This is a genomic window from Jiangella alba (genome assembly GCF_900106035.1).
In the GTDB taxonomy this organism is placed as follows: Bacteria; Actinomycetota; Actinomycetes; order Jiangellales; family Jiangellaceae; genus Jiangella; species Jiangella alba.
Genome location: NZ_FNUC01000003.1, coordinates 968,648 through 986,599 on the forward strand (window position 1 = coordinate 968,648; position 17,952 = coordinate 986,599).

The 17,952-nt window shown below is 68.8% G+C and carries 18 protein-coding genes; 5 read left to right on the forward strand and 13 right to left on the reverse strand.

From position 1 onward, the window contains the following. Positions 1–87: 87 nt before the first annotated feature. The 3 genes from BLV02_RS07120 to BLV02_RS07130 are packed head-to-tail and all read right to left on the reverse strand — an operon-like array spanning position 88 to position 3,412. Positions 88–1,554 (reverse strand): SCO6880 family protein, encoded by a 1,467-nt coding sequence (locus BLV02_RS07120; RefSeq protein WP_069114523.1) that lies wholly within the window; start codon positions 1,552–1,554, stop codon positions 88–90. After that, a complete protein-coding gene (locus tag BLV02_RS07125) occupies positions 1,551–3,167 on the reverse strand; it encodes a conjugal transfer protein TrbL (RefSeq protein WP_216094546.1) in 1,617 nt (538 codons plus the stop codon). The genes BLV02_RS07120 and BLV02_RS07125 overlap by 4 nt, the downstream gene beginning before the upstream one ends. Further along, on the reverse strand, positions 3,092–3,412 hold the full coding sequence (locus BLV02_RS07130) for a DUF6112 family protein (protein ID WP_069114691.1): 321 nt from the start codon (positions 3,410–3,412) through the stop codon (positions 3,092–3,094). Before BLV02_RS07130 ends, BLV02_RS07125 begins: the two co-directional genes overlap by 76 nt. A 205-nt stretch (positions 3,413–3,617) precedes the next feature. On the opposite strand from BLV02_RS07130, the gene BLV02_RS07135 reads away from it, so the two are divergent. After that, positions 3,618–4,844: a hypothetical protein gene (locus BLV02_RS07135; protein WP_069114521.1), complete on the forward strand. Its 1,227-nt coding sequence runs from the start codon at positions 3,618–3,620 to the stop codon at positions 4,842–4,844. Positions 4,845–4,939: 95 nt separating this feature from the next. Here BLV02_RS07135 and BLV02_RS07140 read toward each other — a convergent pair whose 3' ends face one another. From BLV02_RS07140 to BLV02_RS07185, 10 genes are all read right to left on the reverse strand, one after another. Continuing rightward, a complete protein-coding gene (locus BLV02_RS07140; protein ID WP_069114520.1) occupies positions 4,940–5,221 on the reverse strand; it encodes a DUF6112 family protein in 282 nt (93 codons plus the stop codon). Then, on the reverse strand, positions 5,218–6,432 hold the full coding sequence (locus tag BLV02_RS07145; protein WP_069114519.1) for a M23 family metallopeptidase: 1,215 nt from the start codon (positions 6,430–6,432) through the stop codon (positions 5,218–5,220). The genes BLV02_RS07140 and BLV02_RS07145 overlap by 4 nt, the downstream gene beginning before the upstream one ends. Positions 6,433–6,471: 39 nt before the next feature. Beyond that, complete coding sequence (locus BLV02_RS07150) at positions 6,472–7,101, reverse strand: hypothetical protein (protein ID WP_245737709.1); 630 nt, start codon at positions 7,099–7,101, stop codon at positions 6,472–6,474. 203 nt (positions 7,102–7,304) lie between these two features. Beyond that, complete coding sequence (locus tag BLV02_RS07155) at positions 7,305–7,730, reverse strand: hypothetical protein (protein WP_074946181.1); 426 nt, start codon at positions 7,728–7,730, stop codon at positions 7,305–7,307. Positions 7,731–7,881: 151 nt separating this feature from the next. After that, positions 7,882–8,295, reverse strand: coding sequence for a hypothetical protein (locus tag BLV02_RS35510; RefSeq protein ID WP_141711832.1), 414 nt, complete (start codon positions 8,293–8,295; stop codon positions 7,882–7,884). Positions 8,296–8,364: 69 nt separating this feature from the next. Next, positions 8,365–9,045, reverse strand: coding sequence for a hypothetical protein (locus tag BLV02_RS07160; protein WP_069114516.1), 681 nt, complete (start codon positions 9,043–9,045; stop codon positions 8,365–8,367). A gap of 119 nt (positions 9,046–9,164) precedes the next feature. Further along, positions 9,165–10,250 carry a ParB N-terminal domain-containing protein gene (locus tag BLV02_RS07165; RefSeq protein WP_069114515.1) on the reverse strand — a complete coding sequence of 362 codons (1,086 nt, stop codon included), beginning with the start codon at positions 10,248–10,250 and terminating at the stop codon, positions 9,165–9,167. Further along, positions 10,240–11,103 carry a hypothetical protein gene (locus BLV02_RS07170; protein ID WP_069114514.1) on the reverse strand — a complete coding sequence of 288 codons (864 nt, stop codon included), beginning with the start codon at positions 11,101–11,103 and terminating at the stop codon, positions 10,240–10,242. The genes BLV02_RS07165 and BLV02_RS07170 overlap by 11 nt, the downstream gene beginning before the upstream one ends. Positions 11,104–11,159: 56 nt before the next feature. Then, on the reverse strand, positions 11,160–11,834 hold the full coding sequence (locus BLV02_RS34955) for a DUF2637 domain-containing protein (RefSeq protein ID WP_245737710.1): 675 nt from the start codon (positions 11,832–11,834) through the stop codon (positions 11,160–11,162). A 41-nt stretch (positions 11,835–11,875) separates the two neighbouring features. Then, complete coding sequence (locus BLV02_RS07185; protein ID WP_069114513.1) at positions 11,876–12,952, reverse strand: ArdC-like ssDNA-binding domain-containing protein; 1,077 nt, start codon at positions 12,950–12,952, stop codon at positions 11,876–11,878. 581 nt (positions 12,953–13,533) lie between these two features. Between BLV02_RS07185 and BLV02_RS07190 the strand changes: the two genes are divergently transcribed. The 4 genes from BLV02_RS07190 (at position 13,534) to BLV02_RS37965 (ending at position 17,800) form a co-directional block, all read left to right on the forward strand. Further along, positions 13,534–14,766 carry an ABC-three component system protein gene (locus tag BLV02_RS07190; RefSeq protein ID WP_069114512.1) on the forward strand — a complete coding sequence of 411 codons (1,233 nt, stop codon included), beginning with the start codon at positions 13,534–13,536 and terminating at the stop codon, positions 14,764–14,766. After that, on the forward strand, positions 14,763–15,257 hold the full coding sequence (locus BLV02_RS37535) for a three component ABC system middle component (RefSeq protein WP_245737711.1): 495 nt from the start codon (positions 14,763–14,765) through the stop codon (positions 15,255–15,257). The genes BLV02_RS07190 and BLV02_RS37535 overlap by 4 nt, the downstream gene beginning before the upstream one ends. Further along, the gene (locus BLV02_RS07200) at positions 15,254–17,206 is read left to right on the forward strand and encodes a DUF3732 domain-containing protein (RefSeq protein ID WP_069114510.1); all 1,953 of its coding nucleotides are present in this window, start codon (positions 15,254–15,256) and stop codon (positions 17,204–17,206) included. Before BLV02_RS37535 ends, BLV02_RS07200 begins: the two co-directional genes overlap by 4 nt. Positions 17,207–17,671: 465 nt before the next feature. Next, the gene (locus tag BLV02_RS37965) at positions 17,672–17,800 is read left to right on the forward strand and encodes a hypothetical protein (protein ID WP_281243359.1); all 129 of its coding nucleotides are present in this window, start codon (positions 17,672–17,674) and stop codon (positions 17,798–17,800) included. The last annotated feature ends 152 nt before the right edge of the window (positions 17,801–17,952 follow it).

Sequence of the window (17,952 nt, forward strand, 5' to 3'; positions counted from 1 at the left end):
TTGATCTCGCTGGCCCCCAGCAATAGCACATGCCCTGGACACAACGCGGCGCCGCGCGAGCGCCTCGCTTGGACGTGCAGCGGTCGCCTAAACCCGCCGGCACAGCGGAAGTGCTGCTGCGGTGAAGGCCTGTGCTTGTTGTCCAGTGAGGAGGCGTGTTTCGCAGCCGGCTTGGATGGCGGCTTGTTCGATGTCGGCGATGGCGGTGTCGAGCTGGTCGGGTGTGGTGGCGGTGATGGCAATGAGGCCGGTGTAGCGGAGGATGCCGTGGCCTGCGGTGAGGTCGGCTTCTTGTTGGAGGATGTCGTGGTATTCGGCGGTGTGGGTGGGGTCGTCGATCTGGCCGAGGCGGGCGCGGTGGGCGGCGTCGGAGAGGTGTTCGGTGCGGCGGCGTCGTAGGTCGCGGGCGGCTTGGTCGACACGGACGGGTGTGTAGAGCAGGGACAGCGTCCTGCGGGTGTTGCTGGTGAGCACGAGCGGGGTGAGGAAGCCGGGGTAGACGGCGGTGCGGGGCCATTCGCTGATCCAGAGGACGGCGTGGTGGCCGGTGTCGCCGCGTAGGCGGTCCCAGGTTTCGGTGACGGCGACGGGCCCGGCGGTGGCGAGGTCGCGGCCGAGGTGGCCGTGGCGGTCGAGCGTGGCGGCGATGGCGGGGTCGTAGGCGGAGCGGAGGACGACGGCGAGCTGGCCGGGGTCGAGCCATCCGGTGGGGGTGAGGTCGGCCGCGCGCAGCGCGGCGGTGAGGGTGGTCATCTCCTCGCGCAGGACGGCGGCAGCACCTTTGAGGCCGGCGCCGGCGGCGCGGATCTGGCGGGCGGCGGCGTTCAGGTCCAGGGCGATGGAGAGGGTGGTGGCGTGGCGTTCACCGGCCGGGCCGGCGCGGGCGATGAGCTCGCGGTAGGTGGTGGCGGCCCAGGAGTGGTCGTCGCTGCCGTGGCGCCGCCACCAGTCGGCGAGGCCGCTGCCGCTGTCGGGCAGAGTCCGTTCGGAGACTTGGAGCGTCGCGAGGCGTCCGGATCGGCAGCAGGTCGCGAGCACCCTGCCCCAGGCGGTGACGCGGCGTTGCTGTTCGCAGGGGTCGAGGAGCACGAACGATGAGTGCTCGATGCCGCAGACGGCGGTCAGGGTGCGGGCATGGGGGTCGTGGATCATCGCGGCCCCGGTGGCGGGGTCGACGTACTCGCGCAGGCTGGCCGCGTCACCAGGCAGCGCGAGGGTGCCGGCAGGGCGGGGCGCGACGATGCGGCGTCGGTAGATGAGCTGGCCGCCGCTGGCGCGCCAGGCCCAGCGCGCGGCGATCGGGATCCACTCCACCAGCACCCGCCCGCCGACCGGGACCCAGGCCAGCGCCGCGGCGCCGACCCACACCGGGCCGGCGAGGACCAGAAGCGTGCCGCCGCCGACGTAGAGGGCCGCGACCATGGTCGTCACGCTGACGGCGACCGCGAGCAGCCGCGGCCAGGACAACCCGAGCAGGATCCCGCGGCGCGACAGCCGGGAGAACGACACCGCCGCCACCTCTGCGTCGCCGCGATCGGGATGCTGCCCGCTCACCCGGAGCCGTCCCGGTCGGTGGGCGGGTCGGGCAGCACCGGCGGCGCCGGGGCCCGCCCCGCCGGCGGCCCCGACGGCGCAGCGCTCGTTCTCGAGCTCCCGGCGTCGCTACCCGACACGGCGCCACCCCGGCGTTGGGATGGCGCGGTGCCGGGCTTCGACGCGGGGTGCCAGCCAACTGGTCCCGGTCCCTGCTCGGGGTCGTGACCCGCGGGGTACCAGCCGGCCGGTCCCGGCGCAGGGCCGGACTCCCGCCGCCCGGGCTCCCCGGCGCTGGTGCTGCCCGGCCCGCCGGAGCCACCCGTCGCGGCATGGCCGCCCTGCCGGCCACCGCCACTCCCGGCGCCGCGCTCCGGCTCGGAGATAGACGGCTTACCGGATTCCTGCCGTCCCGCGGCCGGGTCGCCAGAACCGGACGTGGCTGCCGTGGCCGATGCCGGGCTGCCGGCGCTGGGTTGGCCGGTTCGCCTCGCGGTCTGCGCGACGGCGTGTCCCGCCGCGCCGGCGCCGCTGAGGCGGTTGCTGAGCACGGCTGCTGCGGTGCGGCCGCCGAGGCCGGCCATCATCGCCGGGCGCGGGAGGACCGCGCCCTTGGCTTCCTGTTCGCTGGCGGTGGCCTGTTGCGCGTCAACTCCAGCGAAGCTGATCATCTTGTAGCTCAGGTACGGCGCGAACGCTGCGAGGGCGAGCAGCGCGACCCCGGTGATCGGGTCGGAGATCGACGCCAGGTCGCTGTTGATGGGGGCGCTGATCTGCGTGACCGCGACCAGGAAGATCACCACGAGGACGAGCTTGGACACGATCAGCGCGACCACGAACGTCGCCCACCGGGCCAGCCAGCCGCGGGTGGCGTCCCAGGACGATCCGGCCAGCGCGACCGGCGCGAACACGATCGCGACCAGGAGCAGGGCTTTGCGGATGAGCAGGGAGAACCACACCGCGACCGAGGCGACGATGGCCAGCCCGGACAGCACGATCACGATGACCACGCTCATCCCGGCCGCGGTTGCGTCCGTGGTCGCCAGCACGGCGGTCAGCAGCACGATCCGTTCGCCCAGTTCGCCCATCGTGGTGCCGGCGGCCTGCACGATCCCGACGGCCAGCTGGTCGGTGATCTCCAGCAGCAGGCCCGTCAACGTGATCGCGAGGAACCCGCCCAGCACGGCCTTCGCGACCCCGAGCCCGGCGCGTGACAGGGCGGTCGGGTCGCGGCGGATCAGGCCGGTGATGAGTTGGAAGCAGAAGAACACCAGCGTCAGCAGCACCGCCAGCCCGAACAGCAGGTTGTAGACGGCCAGATATCCCGGGGAGCGCACGTCGACGAGCGTGGTGGTGTCGATCACCGACCACATGGCCTCCACCAGCGCGCCGGCCGCCTGACCCATCGCGGTCGCCAGCCACTCGAACGGCGCGGTCACCAAGGTGGCGGCGCCCTCGCCGACGGTGTCGCACACCGTGGAGATCACCGGAACGTCGCACACCCCGGCCCGCACGCCCGGGCCGGGCTCGAACGGGACCGGTGTCGTCGGGGACGGGCTCATATGCCCTGTCCCACGTCCCAGAAGAAGTTGATCAATGTGACGCTGGCGCCGCAGATGATGGCCGCGCCGCACGCCACGACCACGCCGACCTTCCCGCGCCCGGCCAGGTGTGGGTTCGCGCTGTTCGACCCGAACCCCCACACCACGGCCGACACGATCAGCGCCAGCACCGACAGAATCAACCCGATCGTCATCCCCGCACCCACGATCGTCCGCAGCTGCGCGATCCCCGGCAGCCCGGTCGTGTTCGGATCGATGCTGATATCCGTCGAGACTGATGCATACACGCTGGTCAGCGCGAGCTCCGCGTCAAGCAGTTCCAGCGCCCTTGCCAAGTGGTCCAGAAGCAATGGTTGGCTCACGTCAGCCTGGTGCACCCGCTGTGCCACGACTCCGGCTCCGTATAGGTGACGCAGCCCGGAGGTGTTCGGTTTGGGAACCCGTCGGTGCCGACGCATCGGGTGCAGCGCGGGCAAATTGCCACGGGTCACCGGGGCCCAGCAGCTGTTGTCAGGATGCAGAATGCGTGACATGGCCGCATCGGTTAGTGAACCGCTCGCCAGTTGGGACGAGCGCTTCGACGAGCGTGAGTCGCGCGCCCTCCGGTCCGCTCATGGGGTTGACGCCGCAACGTTGGAGACGACCACCGCGGAGGTTCTGATCGACACGATCTTGAACGATCACGCTGCGGCCCTGGTCACGGCTCAGTATGGCAACTTCAAGATCGAGACCAGAGAGGCGGCACCTCTCCCTGACGAAACTCCCCCAGGCGAGGCACAGCCACTCTCGATTGAGCTTGTCCTACCGGTGGAAGGTGCCGCAGGGGCGCTGCGTTCGACGGGCGCCGTTGGCAGAGGGACCGGGAATCGATACACCCTCTGCCGGCAATTGAAAATCGCTCCCACAGCCGTGACGGACGATGAGATGACATCGGCGCTCGCCGCGACCCGTGAGCAATGGTTCAAGCATGTCGCTACGTCCGTCGACAACGCCAATGCCAAGATCGGGGCCCACCGACAACGCATCCGGGAACTCGTCGAACCGATCATCCGGCAACGCCAACGGCAGCGTGGGCAACTCCGTGGGGCCGCGGCCGCCTTAAACATTCCCCTGGACCACACGCCTTCGGTCGGCGCCACCGTGCCCATGACTCCGCGCTCCCTCACATTGGCCGCGGCCGAGGCAGCCGCCAACGCCGGTGGCAACGAGATAGGACTCGCTGCTGACATCGCGCGCACCCTGATCGACCAAATCGGGGCGTTTGCGACCGCTCTGGAGCGCACGCCGGTGACGGCAAACCGGCTCGCGCGCGAGGACGAGGAGACGCTTCGCGATGTACTCCTGTTCTTCCTCAACGCCAACTGGAAGGGCGCCATAACCGGAGAGACGTTCATCGGGCAGGGCAAAGCGGACATCCTCCTACGCTGGAGAAATCGCGATGCTTTCATCGGTGAGTGCAAATTCTGGAGGGGCGCGAAGGGTTTCAGCGATGGGCTCGAGCAGCTCCTGGACCGCTACCTCGTGTGGCGCGCAACGCACGCCGCGATGATTCTCTTCATTCGAGGCCCGCGCGATGTTTCTGCTGTGATCGACTCCGCGAGGCAGGTCATCAAGGGTCATGGGAGGTATCTCGGCCCTTCCGACACCGCGACCGGCGAGCACGCAGCCTTCCTGATGCAGGCTCAGCACGATCGTCAGCAGATCGTCACCCTGACCCTGATCCCGGTCGTGATGCCGGATAGGAGTTGATCGGTCGGGACGAAACTGAGGCTGATGCCTCGCGCGAACGAAGTTGTTGGCTGCCTCGTCGCCATATCCGAAGGGTCGCGCCCCGACGGTCTAGGTCATAGGGCCGCGCCGAGATCGATCAGCCAGTTGGTCCAGGCCGTGGCTGCGCCGGCGAGCGCTGCGCCGGCGAGCGCGACGAGGGTGCCGGTGCGGGCTCGGGCCGCGGTGTGGTGGTTGCCGTGGGCGATGGCCAGCGCCCAGATCACCGCGCTGACGATGAGGGTGAGGACGGCGGTGATCAGCGTGATCATGAGGAGCGCGCCGATGATCTGTTCGAGGTCGTCGGTGGCTGCGACGCTGCCGAAGTCCGGGACCACGGCGACGGCACGCTGCGTCATGGCCCGTCCCACTCGACGCCCGTCCGCGAGCTACCACCGAGATCGACTGTTCGGGCGGGTGGGTCCGGTGGTGGGGCGGTGCTTGGCGCGCACGGCGTGCCGGGGGTCGCGGTGGGGTTGTCGAGGTCGTCGGGGCGGTGGCCGTTGAACCAGGGGACCGGGTCGACCGGTGGTTGATCCGGTCCGCCGGGCCGCACCTCGAGGTGCAGGTGCGGCCCGGTGGACTGGCCGGCCGAGCCTACGTCGCCAATATGCTGCCCAGCCGCGACGATCTGCCCGGGGGAGACGTGGATGTCGTCGGGCCAAATGTGGGCGTAGGCGGTGGCCACCGGCAGTGCGTCGATGGTGTGCTCGATGACGATCAGGCCGCCGTAGACGGGGGTGGTGTCGGTGGACACGACCCGCCCGTCGGCGACGGCGAGGATCGGGGTGGCGTCGGGGGCGGCGTAGTCGGTGCCGGTGTGGAAGGACACCTCACCGGTGATCGGGTGGATGCGGGGCCCGAAGTCGCTGGTCTTGTTCCAGGTCCCTGCCGGGAGCGGGAACACCACTCGATCGGCCTCCGGCACCTGAGTCGGCGGCTGGCTGTTGGTGGTGAGGGTGGTGAGGATGGTTTCGGCGACCGGTTGGAACGCCCGGTACCGGTCGGGGTGGGCGGACACCTCGACGGCCTGGGCGGCCTCGCCGGGGTCCATGTCGCGCCAGCCGGTGATATCGAGGAGTCCTCGCGGCGACGGGTAGTTCGGGCCGGTGGGGCCGCCGTAGAACGCGGCCGCCTGATAGGTCGGGTCCATCAGTTGCGCGACGGTGCCCCATCCGGCGGCCGGGCGCATCTGGAACAACCCCAGGGAGTCGTGGTCGGAGCCGTCGCCGTCGTTCGGGTAGTCGCCGGACTCGGGGTAGGCGCCGGTGTTGGCGAGCATCCGCAGCCGGGACTCGGTCAGCGCGGCCATCAGCGCGATCACCACGCCGTCGCGGCCGACGCCGTCGACGCGGCCGCCGGTGGTAATGATGGTCGCCGCATGGGTCAGCTGGGTCCGGTCCAGCGTGATCTGATGCCCGTCGCTCGTGGTCGTGGTCAGGCTGTCCGGGACCGGCCCCACGATCAGGCTGTCGCCGCCGGGCAGGCAGGTGCCGGTCGCCGCGGGATTCACCACGGCGCTGCCGAGCAGCGCGACGGCCGGCGCGAACACCAGTACCGCGACCAGCATCGTCAGGACAATCTTCCGCGCCACAACGACCCATCCCGGCTAGCGCAGGGGGTTGTTGAGCTCGGACAGCCGCAGCAGCCGGCAGTGCTCGAACGACGGCCGGCAGGTCAGGAAGATCGTGAACGCGACCTCCTGCTCGCTTGTGACGGGCTCGCCGTCCCAGGTCCCGGCGCGGTGCCGCGTGCCGGTCACGGTGTAAGCGGTGGTGCCGGGGAGCAGCTGACCTGGCGCGGCCTGTTCCAGGGCGTCGGCCCACGTGTCCGGCACCGCGAGCGTGTCGATGGCCAGCCACTGCCGCGTCTCGTACCAGGCCAGATCTACCCACGCGTCCGGGGTGGGCAGGTAGGACCGCACATCCGACGCCAACCCTGCGGTCTCGGTCCCGGTCGGGTCACCGGCATCGACGAGCACCTGCGCGTAGTCGGCCGGTGCCGCACCGCTGACCGTGTCCCAGGTGAATACCGCCTGAGCGACCTGGCGGGCGAAGACCTCCGCGTCTGCGGTCTCGGGCAATTCCTCCGGCCGCGAGGGCTGGACCGGCGTCGTCGACGAGGGTGACGTGGCGCCGGGGCTGCTCGACTCGGTGGCGTCGCCGCCCGGTCCACGCACCAGCCCGAAGACCGCGACGCCGACGATCAGCACCGTCACGACCGCCGCAGCGACGGTCACACCTGCGAGGCGGCGCCGAGCGCTGGAATCGATCACCATCTGCCCTGCCTGTCCTTCCATCCGACTGGATAGAAGGACAGGTGTGCATCGCCAGCCGGGACGCGACCCGTGCTGGCGGGGCCGTGCAGATTCACGGACCTGATGCGCTCGTACTGTGCCGTTGGTCCGCCGTACCGGGTCATCTGCCCGGAGCCGGAGCGGGGCTACGGCGCCACGGTCACCTCGACCGCGTTGGAACCTCCGACGGTGATGGTTGCCGCCCCCGCTTGCGCGCCCGTCGGCACCTCCACGGTCACCTTCACCGTCCCGTCAGTGCCCTGAGCGTCGACGACGGCGAGTTCGACTCTCTTGCCGTCCTGCTGCCATGTCACGGACTGGTCGTGCAGAGGTTCTGCCGTGATTCCCTCACCTTGGTCGTAGCACCCGTTCACCAGGTTCACCGCGGTGATCTCGAGGGGGTCGCTGGGCGCGATCGTTGTGTCGGTGACGGAAGCGAGCGGTGCGGCGCACACCCGTTCGGTGTCGCCGTCGCTCGAAACCTCCGCGTCGGTCTGCGAGTTGTCGCCACAGCTGGCAAGCGCGGCTGCCGCGACGGACAGCGCTAGCCAACGATTCGATCGCTGAGTCACACTAACGCCCCGTTCTCGATGGCTGGTCTCACCTTAGGCGGTGGGGCCCGAGCCGTTCTCCGGCGATCGGCTCGGATCTGTATCCCGCTTGCGCGCGGCGGTCTGCGTGACGTCTTCGTGGCTCTGGAGTCGCGACTCGAGGTGTCCGCGTTCAGCGCAGCCGGCGACGGCAGGTCTTGCAGTCGGGTTGGACGGTGCCCGGTTCGCGTTGAGCCGAGGCGCGTGCCGGCCCGCCGAAGACGGGGAGATCGACGATCTGGACGGTGTGCCAGTCGACGCATCGTGCGGGGCCTCTGCCGTCGAGTGAGACCGGACCGGGTCCAGTGGCGTGGCGTCGGCCGCCGCGGTCAACGGCGATCAGTGGCTGGTCGATGGTGCGTACCAGTGCAACACCGGGCTGTGCGCCGTCGATCTCCACTGACGTGAGCTTTTCGATGAGCGCGCGACCTTCGACGTGATGACGTTCCAGGTGATCGCACGCAAGTGCGGCGATCTCGGCGGGTTCGAGGTCGCCTGTGATGTGGAAGCCGCCGCAGTGATCCACCGGGCCGTGAGAGACGAACACGCGGCCATTCTAGAACAGGTGTTCGAAGAATGGCTTGCTTGGCGTCTTGGGAGTGTGGCGCCTGCAGTGTCAGAGCGGGTCGTTGAGCGTGGAGAGGCGCAGCAGATAGCAGCGTTCCTCGGTGCGGGGTGGGCAGGCCAAGATGATGGTGAAGGTGACCTTCTCGCGGGTGCTGTCCGGCGTACCGCCGCGGACATCGTCGCGGTGGCGGTAGGCGCGGAGGGTGATCGCGGTGGTGCCGTCGGGGATCTGGCCGTGCGCATTGTCGACGATGGTGTTCCAGCCGGCCGCGATCTGGGCGCCGTAGATCTCGATGCGCTGGCTGGTCTGGTGTGTGCGCAGTTGGTCCCAGACGTCGTTGGCGGGCAGGTATCCGGTGATGTCGGCTGCGAGTTCGTCGGTCTCGTCGTTGCCGGGCGCGGATTCGGCCAGGACGACTTGCGCGTAGTCGCGGGGGTAGAGGCCGGTGGTGGTGTCCCAGGTGAACAGCGCTTCGGCGATGGCGCGGGCGTAGGGGATGGCGTCGTTGGTGGCCGGGACTTGCGCCAGGCCGGGTGCGGTGCTGGGCTCGCCCGGGGTGGGGGAGGTGGGCGTGGTCGGGAGCGGCGCCACCGGCTGACCTGGCGGGGTGGTGTCGGGGTCGCTGCCGAGCCGGTTGAGGCCGACGAGTAGCACGCTCACGACGGCGATCGTGGCGAGCGCGACGGCGAGGTGACGGCGGGTGATGGCGGATCGGGTGGTGTCCGGCACGGTGGGTCTCCTCGACGATGGCAGTGGTTGGTCCGTTCGCAGGTGCGCCGGCGCATCCACGTGCGTCGTGCCGCCCTCGACGCCGCCGCAGTGTGTGCGGCGTTGAGCCGGCTGCGGGCTCAGCTCGCGGCGGCCTCGCCGTCGTTGCTCGTCCGGGCGGCGCGGGCAGTGTCGGCGAAGTCGAGGGTGGCGGCGATGGTGTGCTCGAACCGATCCCATTGCTCGTCGGTGAGGGCGACGCCGATCTCGGTGGGGTCGTAGTGGGTCCACCAGCCGTCGAGGTCGTTCCAGGTGAGCAGGAACGCCCGGGTCCCGTAGCGGGCCGGCACCTGCGGCGCAGAGCGCGCTGCCGGTGGGCGGCGTTTGGTGGGTTGTTGGGCGCGGACCCGGTGCAGGGCGTCCTCGGCGAGGCGGCGCAGTTGGTCGGCGCGGTGGTCGGCGGCGTGGTCGCGCAGCTGGGTGGCTTCGCGGGCGGCGTCCTCGCGCACGCCGGCCGGCTGGTCGGGGTCGGCGGCGAGGTGGTCCAACCCTCGGAGCGCAGTGAGGGAGCGGACGCGCTGGTAGGCAGGATTGACCGGGGCGCCGCCGTCGATGCGTTCGAGCTCGGCGCGTGCGGCGTCGCGGGAGGCGGGGTCGGCGTCGGGGTCGTCGGCGAGCGCGCGCAGGGTGTTGATCTGTTCCAGCTTGGTGTAGGAGCGGTGCCCGGTGACCATGCGGGCGGCTTGGGCACGGCTGTCCCCGGCGCCGCCGTCGACGAGTGGGTGCGGTGCCGCCGATTCGGCGGCACCGTCTGAGCTGCCCTGATCGCCGTTGGTGGTGGTGAACCGGGACGCCTGCTGGCGGCGGGCGGCGTCCTCGGCGACGAGCTTCTTGAGTTCGCGGTAGAGCTCGGCTGCCTCGATGGGGGAGAGCGGCTTGTGGTGGGTGTTCTCGTCCTGTTCGGCGATCAGCTGGGTGAGCTGGTCGGAGATCCCTGAGCGCACCCAGACCGGGGTGGTGCGCCAGCCGAGGCGTTGCATGGCGGCCAGGCGGCGCCGCCCGCACACGAGGACGCTGTCGGGGGTGATGGTGGGCGGCTGGACCAGCCCGATCCGTTCGAGCGACGCGGCGAGCGCGTCGATGTCGCCGAGGTCGCTGCGGTGCCGGCGCCCGATCCGGATGGAGTCGATGGCCCGGTCGAGTTCGATGTGCCCGCTACTGCCCACCGGCGCCTCCGCCTCGAGCCCGCCGTCCGGGCGCGGCCAGGCTCACGGTGAGGACGAGGTCGTCGTCGGCAAGCAGATCGGGCAGCGTCTGCCCGATGAGCAGCCGGACGAGGATCCCGCGCCCGGCGACGGTGAGCGCGTAGTGCGGTTGCGGGGTGCCGAGCACGACCCGCAGCATCGTCGTCCACGACTCGTGGCCGATGTCGAGCAGCGCTCGGGCATGCTGGTCGCGGCGAAGCGCCTCGTAGGCGGCGGTACGGGTGCCGGCGTCGGCCAGGCGGGAGCAGATGTAGTCCACCCCGGTCCGCGCGACCGGTGCGGGCCAGCCGAGCAGGGTGAACAGCCGGACGGCGTCGTCGACCGCGGCGGCCACCTGCGACCCCGTCCCGGCCGTCTGGGGGTCGGGGGTGGTGTTGGTGGGTCGGGCGTGGAAGGCAGGGTGCCAGTCGAGCATGTCGCGGTCGGACAGGCGGATGGCGCGACGGAACCCGGTGTAGCGGCGGCGCCTGGCCTGGTGCGGTGAGCACAGCATCCCGTGGGCCTTCTCTTCCGCGCCGAGGGTGATCTGCACGGCGCGGGTGATGACCGCCCACGGGTCGTCGGCCTCGCGGGCGGCGCGCGTGCGCATCGCCTCGAACGCGGCCCCGGCGGCGTCCCACGGGCTCAGGCCGTGTTTGCGGGCGAGGGCGGCGTAGCGGTGCGCGACGTGCTCCATCAACGCGGCGGCCTCGCGGTCGTGCTGCCAGCTGCCAGGGCCGGCGGCGTGCAGCCGGCGCAGCAGCGACCGCAACAGTTCGGAGTCGTCGAAACGGTGCCCCGGTTCGGGTGGCTGGCCGGAAGGGTTGGGGGTCATCGGGATCGCACCTCCTCGTGGCAGGAGGTGCGCCCACGCTCCCCAACTCGCCGCGCTCACGACGGTCCCTGCCCGCCGTCGACGCGGGTGATCGCCGGCGCGCCGGGACGCGGGACGGCATCCAGCACCACGCCCGCCGCGACATCCGGCGCGTCACCTGGAAGGGCGTCGGGGGTGGTGGTCTGGGTGAGCCAGCGCCCGACGGTGGACGGGTGCACCCCGAGCCGGGTGGCGATGGATCTGTTCGACCAGCCCTGCCGGTGCAGCCGGGCCGCGGCGTCGCGCCCTGGATGCGGCGCCGGCTCGCTGGGAGCGCCACTGTTGGTGGTGGGGCGGTGGGCGCCGTCCGGGACGGGCCGGGCCAGCACCACGGTGAGGTGGGTGATAGCGACGAGCACCAGCGGCGGGACCGCCGCCACTGGGGCGGCGAGCGCGACCGGCACATCGACGTCGTCGGCGAGCCCGGCATGCAACGCGTTCGCGAGCACGGACACCGCGGCACCGGCGAGCAGCAGCAGCCACGGGTACCAGGCGGGCTGCCCGCGCCGCGACATCGCGACCACGGCCACGGTCGTCACCACGATGATCCCGTCCACGATCAGCGGCCACGCCCACGCCTGCCCCGCGTCGATGCCCGAGCGGCGGGCCAGGTCGCTCAGCGCGGTGAACGACAACCAGAACGCGCCGGCCCCGATCCCCACCGTCCCGGTGACCGCGGTCCGCAACGCCACCCGCCCGCCAACGTCCAGCCCGCCACCGGGCCGTGGCGTGTTCACAGGCCCGGCCCCGGCGCCGGAAGCCGCCCCTGACCACCAGCCGGCGCCCGGCCCGGCCCCGCCACTGTGCGACCTGGTGTGGGTGCGGCCGGGGTCGAGGTGGTGCGGGTGAGGCCGGGCGGGTCACCGTTGCCGTCCTGCACGGTCGGCAGCGCGTTCAGGATCCGCAGCGCGGTGAGTCGGACCCGTTCCCCGGTGGTCTTGATGACCTCGACGGGCGAGGTGTCCGGGACGCGGTTCGCCCACGTCGCCACGTACGGGACGGTGTAGCCGCTGGTGTCCAGGCCGTGCACGGCGCCGACCATCAGCGCCACCGACTCGGCCTGCACCTCCCTGATGCCGCGGTGCGCGGTGACGTCCGGGTCGCCGGGTGGGTGCATCAGCACGTGTCCCAGCTCGTGCGCCAGCGTCTTCACCCGCGCGGCAGGGTCCATGTCGCCGCGCACCGACACGGTGCCGGCTTGGTGGTCGGTCAGCCCGTTGGCGCCTCCCAGCTCGACCGCCGATCCCACCAGCCGCACCGCGAAGTCGTGCTCCTCGGCGAGCGCGGTCAGGCCGTCCCACAACCCCGCGGGAGCCTCACCGGCCAGCAGTGCCGGCGCCGGCCGTGCCGGGATTGGTGCTCCCTCGGTGAGCGACACGTCCCACACGTGGGCCCGCTTCATGCCCGCCGCGGGTCTACGGACCACCTCACCGGGCTGGGGTTCCTCCCCAGGCGCGAGGCGCCGCCACGAGGCCGCATCCTGCGGTGTGCTGCTCGCCATCCGCACCTTCAGCGGGGCGAAGATCCGATACCCGGGCTCGTCGTCGCGGACCTGTCGGCCCAGACCCTTCCACTGCCGGTAGCCCGCGATATAGGTCGGCACCGGCTCCGGCACGCGGCCCTGTCCGTACGCGGCCAGGTGCTGCGCCCAGATCAGCAGCGTGTTGTTGAAAGACCCGCTCCGGAACCGCGCCGCGAACACGACCGCGCGGCGCCAATCCGCGCTCGACACCAGCCCTTCCACCGCACCGGTCAGTTCCTCGTGCAGCTGCGCCAACTTCGCGGCCCGCTCCTCGTCCCTCTTGCTCACCGTTCGGTCCTCCTGTCCGCACCGCTGGCCGGCGCCCGCGCACCTCGGCCGGGTAGCCGCTAGGTGCGCCACCGCCAGCAGGGCAGGCTCCGCCCCGGAAATGTCGTGATGTGAATTCGGGCAGCACTCATCCACGCAATTCGCAGGAATACGCGCCCACAGAATTGGGAAAACCCGACAACGCCCGGAAAGCGGCGCGGGCATCGGGCCACCCGCCGCTGTCCACCGGGACACGTGCAACGTCCTAGCCGTATCGGCCTACGTCATGCACAACCTCTCCAGCCAGCGAGCAAAGCCTTTCAGGCTATGCCAGTCACGCCATCCGGTCAACATCAATTCCGCGGTCGTAGGCCGCGGCGCCCCTTGTGGCCTCGTCGCTGCTCCCGTGTCTGCCGGAGGTTCGCCGCGCTCGTCCCAGAGTTGCCGGCGGGTGATCGCCACCGGGGTCACACCCCTGGCCGATCGCGGCGTTGGCACAGGTGCTGGGCAGACGTGCCGTGCTAACGAGCCGTCCAGCAGCGCCGAGCATCTGTCCGGGGGCCGTGGCACCATACGGCGCCAGGCGTTCCACCACCGTCGGGATGGGGGCCAACACCATGACTTCTTCGACGCCGACCTCTGGGGTCTTCGATGCCAGCGCCGCTGCAGCCGGGTACGCGATGCAAATCCGCTATGGCCTCTATGAGGCGCTGAAACGCTTGAGGGTCGGTCTCGATTGGCAAATTTCGCTGGAGGCCGGCGACGACATCGAGGTTCAAGATGCACCTGGCTACGCGAACTACTTTCAGATCAAGCACCGCGCTGAAGGCACGAACTTGACCGACGCGAGCGTCGACCTGTGGAAATCCCTGCGGATCTGGTGCCAAGCCGTGGCGGACAGTCAGATTGATCTCGCCACGGCCAGCTTCATCCTGGTGACAACTAGCCAGGCTCCCAGCGGAAGTATCGCTAGCCTTCTGTCAAGTGACCTCGAATCCAGAGATGTTCCGGAAGCCGCTCGCCGTCTTGACGCAGTAATCGAAGCTTCGGACAGCCGCACGAACGCGAAAGCGTATGCAGCGTGGCTCGGGCTCGATGTCGATACCCGGCGGGCCCTTCTCGGGAGACTCACAATCGCCGCGAGCGGACCAGATATCGACGACGTCCATGAATTGCTTATTGCTGAGCTGACGCTTTCGGTGCGGAGGGCTCAAGTCGATGCATTCGTTGCTCGCCTCGAAGGGTGGTGGTTTCAACGATGCATCGGGATATTTCGCGGGACACAAGCCGCCTTCATCAGCGGAGAGGAGCTCGACGCGTATCTCGGCGACCTACGAGAGGGGTTCTTGCCTGAAAATCTCCCTGTTGACGCAGACATCCCCTCTCTTGAGCCGGCCCTGGACGCCTTCACCGATCATCGGTTCGTGAGGCAGGTCGATTTGGTCGGCGTCGGAAAATCGCGCATCGCCTCGGCAGTGCGCGACTATCTCCGAGCGTACACACAACGATCCCGCTGGACTCGGGAATCACTTATAATTCCCGACGAGATTGACAGGTACGAACGTCAGCTCATCGAAGAGTGGCGTTACGTTTTCGATCGTTGTGCTGACAGCCTTCCCGATGGCGCGAGCGAAGCTCTGAAATCCGAGGTCGCCAAGCAGATCTACCAATGGGTCGAAGAGGCGACCGCACCCCCGATACGTGACCGATGTACCGAGCGATTCCTCGTACGCGGATCGCTTCACATGTTGGCCGATCGGGTTGAATCCGGAGTCGGATGGCATCCAGAATTCACCGCGCGGCTTATCGCTCTCCTCGAACCGGCGGAAATATGACGCGCAGGGGGAGCCGACACGAAGCTCCAGAGGTCTCCTCGCTGCTGAATCCAGCGCTGATTGCACTCGTCCTCCACCGTGGATCAACCACACACCGCGACGAGAATGGCGCCGGCCTTCCGTTCGTATACGCGCCAATCGTTAGCGCCGTTTCCCTCTATCCCGCTGCTCGCGCGACTCTCACCATGAGTGTGGCTACGCAGTTTACGACCTGGATAGATCGGAACCCGGACATCCAGCTCTTGCTCCAGCCCAGGATCGCCGGCGTCGTGCCGTTCGTGCGTGAAGGTTTGCTGTTCGCGCTCACCACCGACGTGCTGCGACTTGACTCCGGGGCTCTGATCCCGGGCGCGCACGGCCCGACAAAGACAATCCGCGGCGCAAGCAGCGACATGGAGGCGGTGCAACGTACGGCCGCATATATGGGCCGCTGGCTTGCTCGCACCGGCAACGTCTCAACCGTCTGCGCGATGCTGGGAGTTACGCCATGACCATAAAGATACAAGCACTACATCTGTACAACCGCGACGGCGAGCGCCGGACACTCAATTTCAGCCCCGACTCCGTAAACATCATCACCGGTCGATCAGGAACTGGAAAGAGCGCTGTTGTCGACATCATCGACTATTGCCTGGGCAGCAAACGCTACAACGTTGCCGCTGGCGCCGTCCGCCTAACCGTGCGTCACTACGCTCTTGAGCTCACTACGCGGAGCGGAACAATTCTCGTAGCCCGAGCCGCGCCCGCGGCAGGTGGCAAGTCAACGACCCAGATGCACGTCAGCTACCGGGAAGCCGGCGCCGTCCCACCGCCGGTCAGCGAACTCGAGCCAAATGCTGATCTGAACTCGGCGGTCGGCTTCCTTTCTAGAGTGACGGGCATCGACGAGAACCGCACTGAGGTTGTCGGCGGAACGCGCGCCGAGTTCGACGCAACAATTAGGCACGCGCTGTTCTTTTGCATACAGGAGCAGCGCGAGATCGCCAACCGCGAGATCCTGTTCCACACCCAAGGTGAAGATTTTCGACCCCAAACGATCAGAGATGTCCTTCCATACTTCCTTGGTACCGTCGATCCGCAATACATAGGGAAACGCAACCTATTGCGCGCACGAGAGCGCGAACTCCGCGAACTTGAGCGGCGAAGCCAGGACGAGCACGCGCTGGCGCGCGCCCCCGGAAGGGCCGCCGCCCTGCTAGCCGAGGCTATCGCCGTGGGATTGGTCTCGGCACCACAAGACCTGAGCCGAGCAGCGGTGATCGAGACCCTCGCGCAAGTCGCGAGATCTCAGGCGCCAGAGCCCCAACCGGTCGATCGTTCGGATGACCTCGCACGTCTTCTGGACTCCCGTGAGCAGCTTCGAGGCGAGTACGCCGACACAAGGGCTGAGCTGCGCAGGCTCCGGCGACTGGTCAGGTACGAGGACGACTTCAATGGAGAGGCAGGCGAACGTCACGGCCGACTTCAAGCGTTGAATCTCCTACGTCTCCCAAACGTTGCATTCGGCACCAGCGCATGCCCGGTATGCGCCTCCGCGCTGGCCGACCCAATCACCTCTGTGTCCGAGATCCAAGACCACCTGGAAGGGGTGGCCCGGGAGATCGCAGACGTCAGCCAAGATCTTCCCCGCCTTCATCAAGCAGTCGCGGCCAGCGAAATACGCCTGGCTGAGCTTACTGAGAGTCTTGCCGAGAATCAGCAGGGCATCGATCGGATCGCAGAAAGCATCGAGTTGTTCGAATCTCTCCGCGAGACCTCGTTGCAGCGTGCCGCCATACGGGGTCGCACGTCACTATTCCTTGAATCTGTCTCCCGCGAGACCGAGGATGCGTTCGTAGGTGACAGAATTATTGAGCTGCAACGCGAGATCGACGCGCTGAAGGAAGACCTCGACGTAGATGCCGCGGCAGAACGGCTGGCGGCGGCCCTCTCACGCGTCTCTTACCGTATTACGGATGTCGCAAACAAGCTCGACCTCGAACACGCTCCAGCGCCGGTCCGTCTCGACATCCGCGCCCTAACAGTCGTCGTCGATACGGCACACGGAAGTTATCGACTCCGGGAGATTGGGAGCGGCGAGAACTGGCTCGGCTATCACCTTGCGACCCTCATCGGTCTTCACAACCATTTCAGCGAGAACGACCGGCCGGTCCCAAGGTTCATGGTATTAGACCAACCATCGCAAGTATATTTTCCGCCCGACGCCGCTGACGGAGATACGCTGGATGACGCTGATCATGCCTCGTTGGCGCAGGCCTTCGATGAGCTCTTCAGATTGACTGACGAGGCGAATGGTGGTTTCCAAGTAATTGTGCTTGAACATGCAGACCTCGACGACGCACGTTTCCAAGAGGCAGTAGTCGAGCGATGGCGAGCAGACGGGCAGGCGCTGATTCCGCAGCCTTGGATAGATGACCTTGACTCCGGCGACGCTGGGTGATTCTGCCCGGCAGCATCGTCGACCCCGGCTGCTACTGCGGTGAGTAGATCAAGCGGGTCCTTCTTCCCGACCGCGCCGAACCGCGACGACGACCATCGATCTCGACGCTTCGGCTCGCTGCGACGGCTCGCGCACGGGGCCGCCTACGGCATGGTGGGGCACAAGCCGCGCCGGGCAGGCACCGTCTCGCCGCGCAGTTGCGAGTCTGTCGGTCGGGGTTGGTAGGTATGCGTCCGTCGCACCGTGACCTGCTGTCGGGGGCCGAGCCTGTCCGGACGAGCTGGTGAGCTGGGTAGGTGCTGGGACCGCCGTGCTCTCGGCCGTCGCCGGGTATGTCTGGTCCGCGCTCTGACTGACCACGATCCGCGCCCGTGAGCCCGCGGCCGCCAGGCCACGCGTCCGGCGGCTGGTCGGTGAGATCGGTGCCGCGGGCGGTTCACGCTCGGAGAGCCGTTCATCCGGGCCATGACGCTGCACGCCACCTGCGCCGTGCTATTCCTGTCCACCCGCCACCCCACCGAGGTGGTGTTCCTGCCGCGCACCGTCGGAATCGATCCGGCCATATTCGGGCTGCTCATGGCCGGCCGGCCCTAGTGGGTTTGGTCATCGGTGCCACGGCCGGCGCTCGCGGTCCCTGCCGGCCACGAGGGGCTTGTCGTCATTGCGGGACCACGTGACGTTCTCCGGGGCGTCGTCATCCCCGGGGTTAGCGATTGTCGCTGTTCACCACGGTGATTTGCCTTTCG

Excerpts from the sequence above, each read along its gene's own strand:
- BLV02_RS07135 (WP_069114521.1), top strand. The coding sequence starts at position 3,618 with ATGCGTGACATGGCCGCATCGGTTAGTGAACCGCTCGCCAGTTGGGAC.
- BLV02_RS07140 (WP_069114520.1), bottom strand. The coding sequence starts at position 5,221 with ATGACGCAGCGTGCCGTCGCCGTGGTCCCGGACTTCGGCAGCGTCGCA.
- BLV02_RS07145 (WP_069114519.1), bottom strand. The coding sequence starts at position 6,432 with ATGCTGGTCGCGGTACTGGTGTTCGCGCCGGCCGTCGCGCTGCTCGGC.
- BLV02_RS07170 (WP_069114514.1), bottom strand. The coding sequence starts at position 11,103 with ATGACCCCCAACCCTTCCGGCCAGCCACCCGAACCGGGGCACCGTTTC.
- BLV02_RS07190 (WP_069114512.1), top strand. The coding sequence starts at position 13,534 with ATGGGGGCCAACACCATGACTTCTTCGACGCCGACCTCTGGGGTCTTC.
- BLV02_RS37535 (WP_245737711.1), top strand. The coding sequence starts at position 14,763 with ATGACGCGCAGGGGGAGCCGACACGAAGCTCCAGAGGTCTCCTCGCTG.
- BLV02_RS07200 (WP_069114510.1), top strand. The coding sequence starts at position 15,254 with ATGACCATAAAGATACAAGCACTACATCTGTACAACCGCGACGGCGAG.
- BLV02_RS37965 (WP_281243359.1), top strand. The coding sequence starts at position 17,672 with ATGACGCTGCACGCCACCTGCGCCGTGCTATTCCTGTCCACCCGCCAC.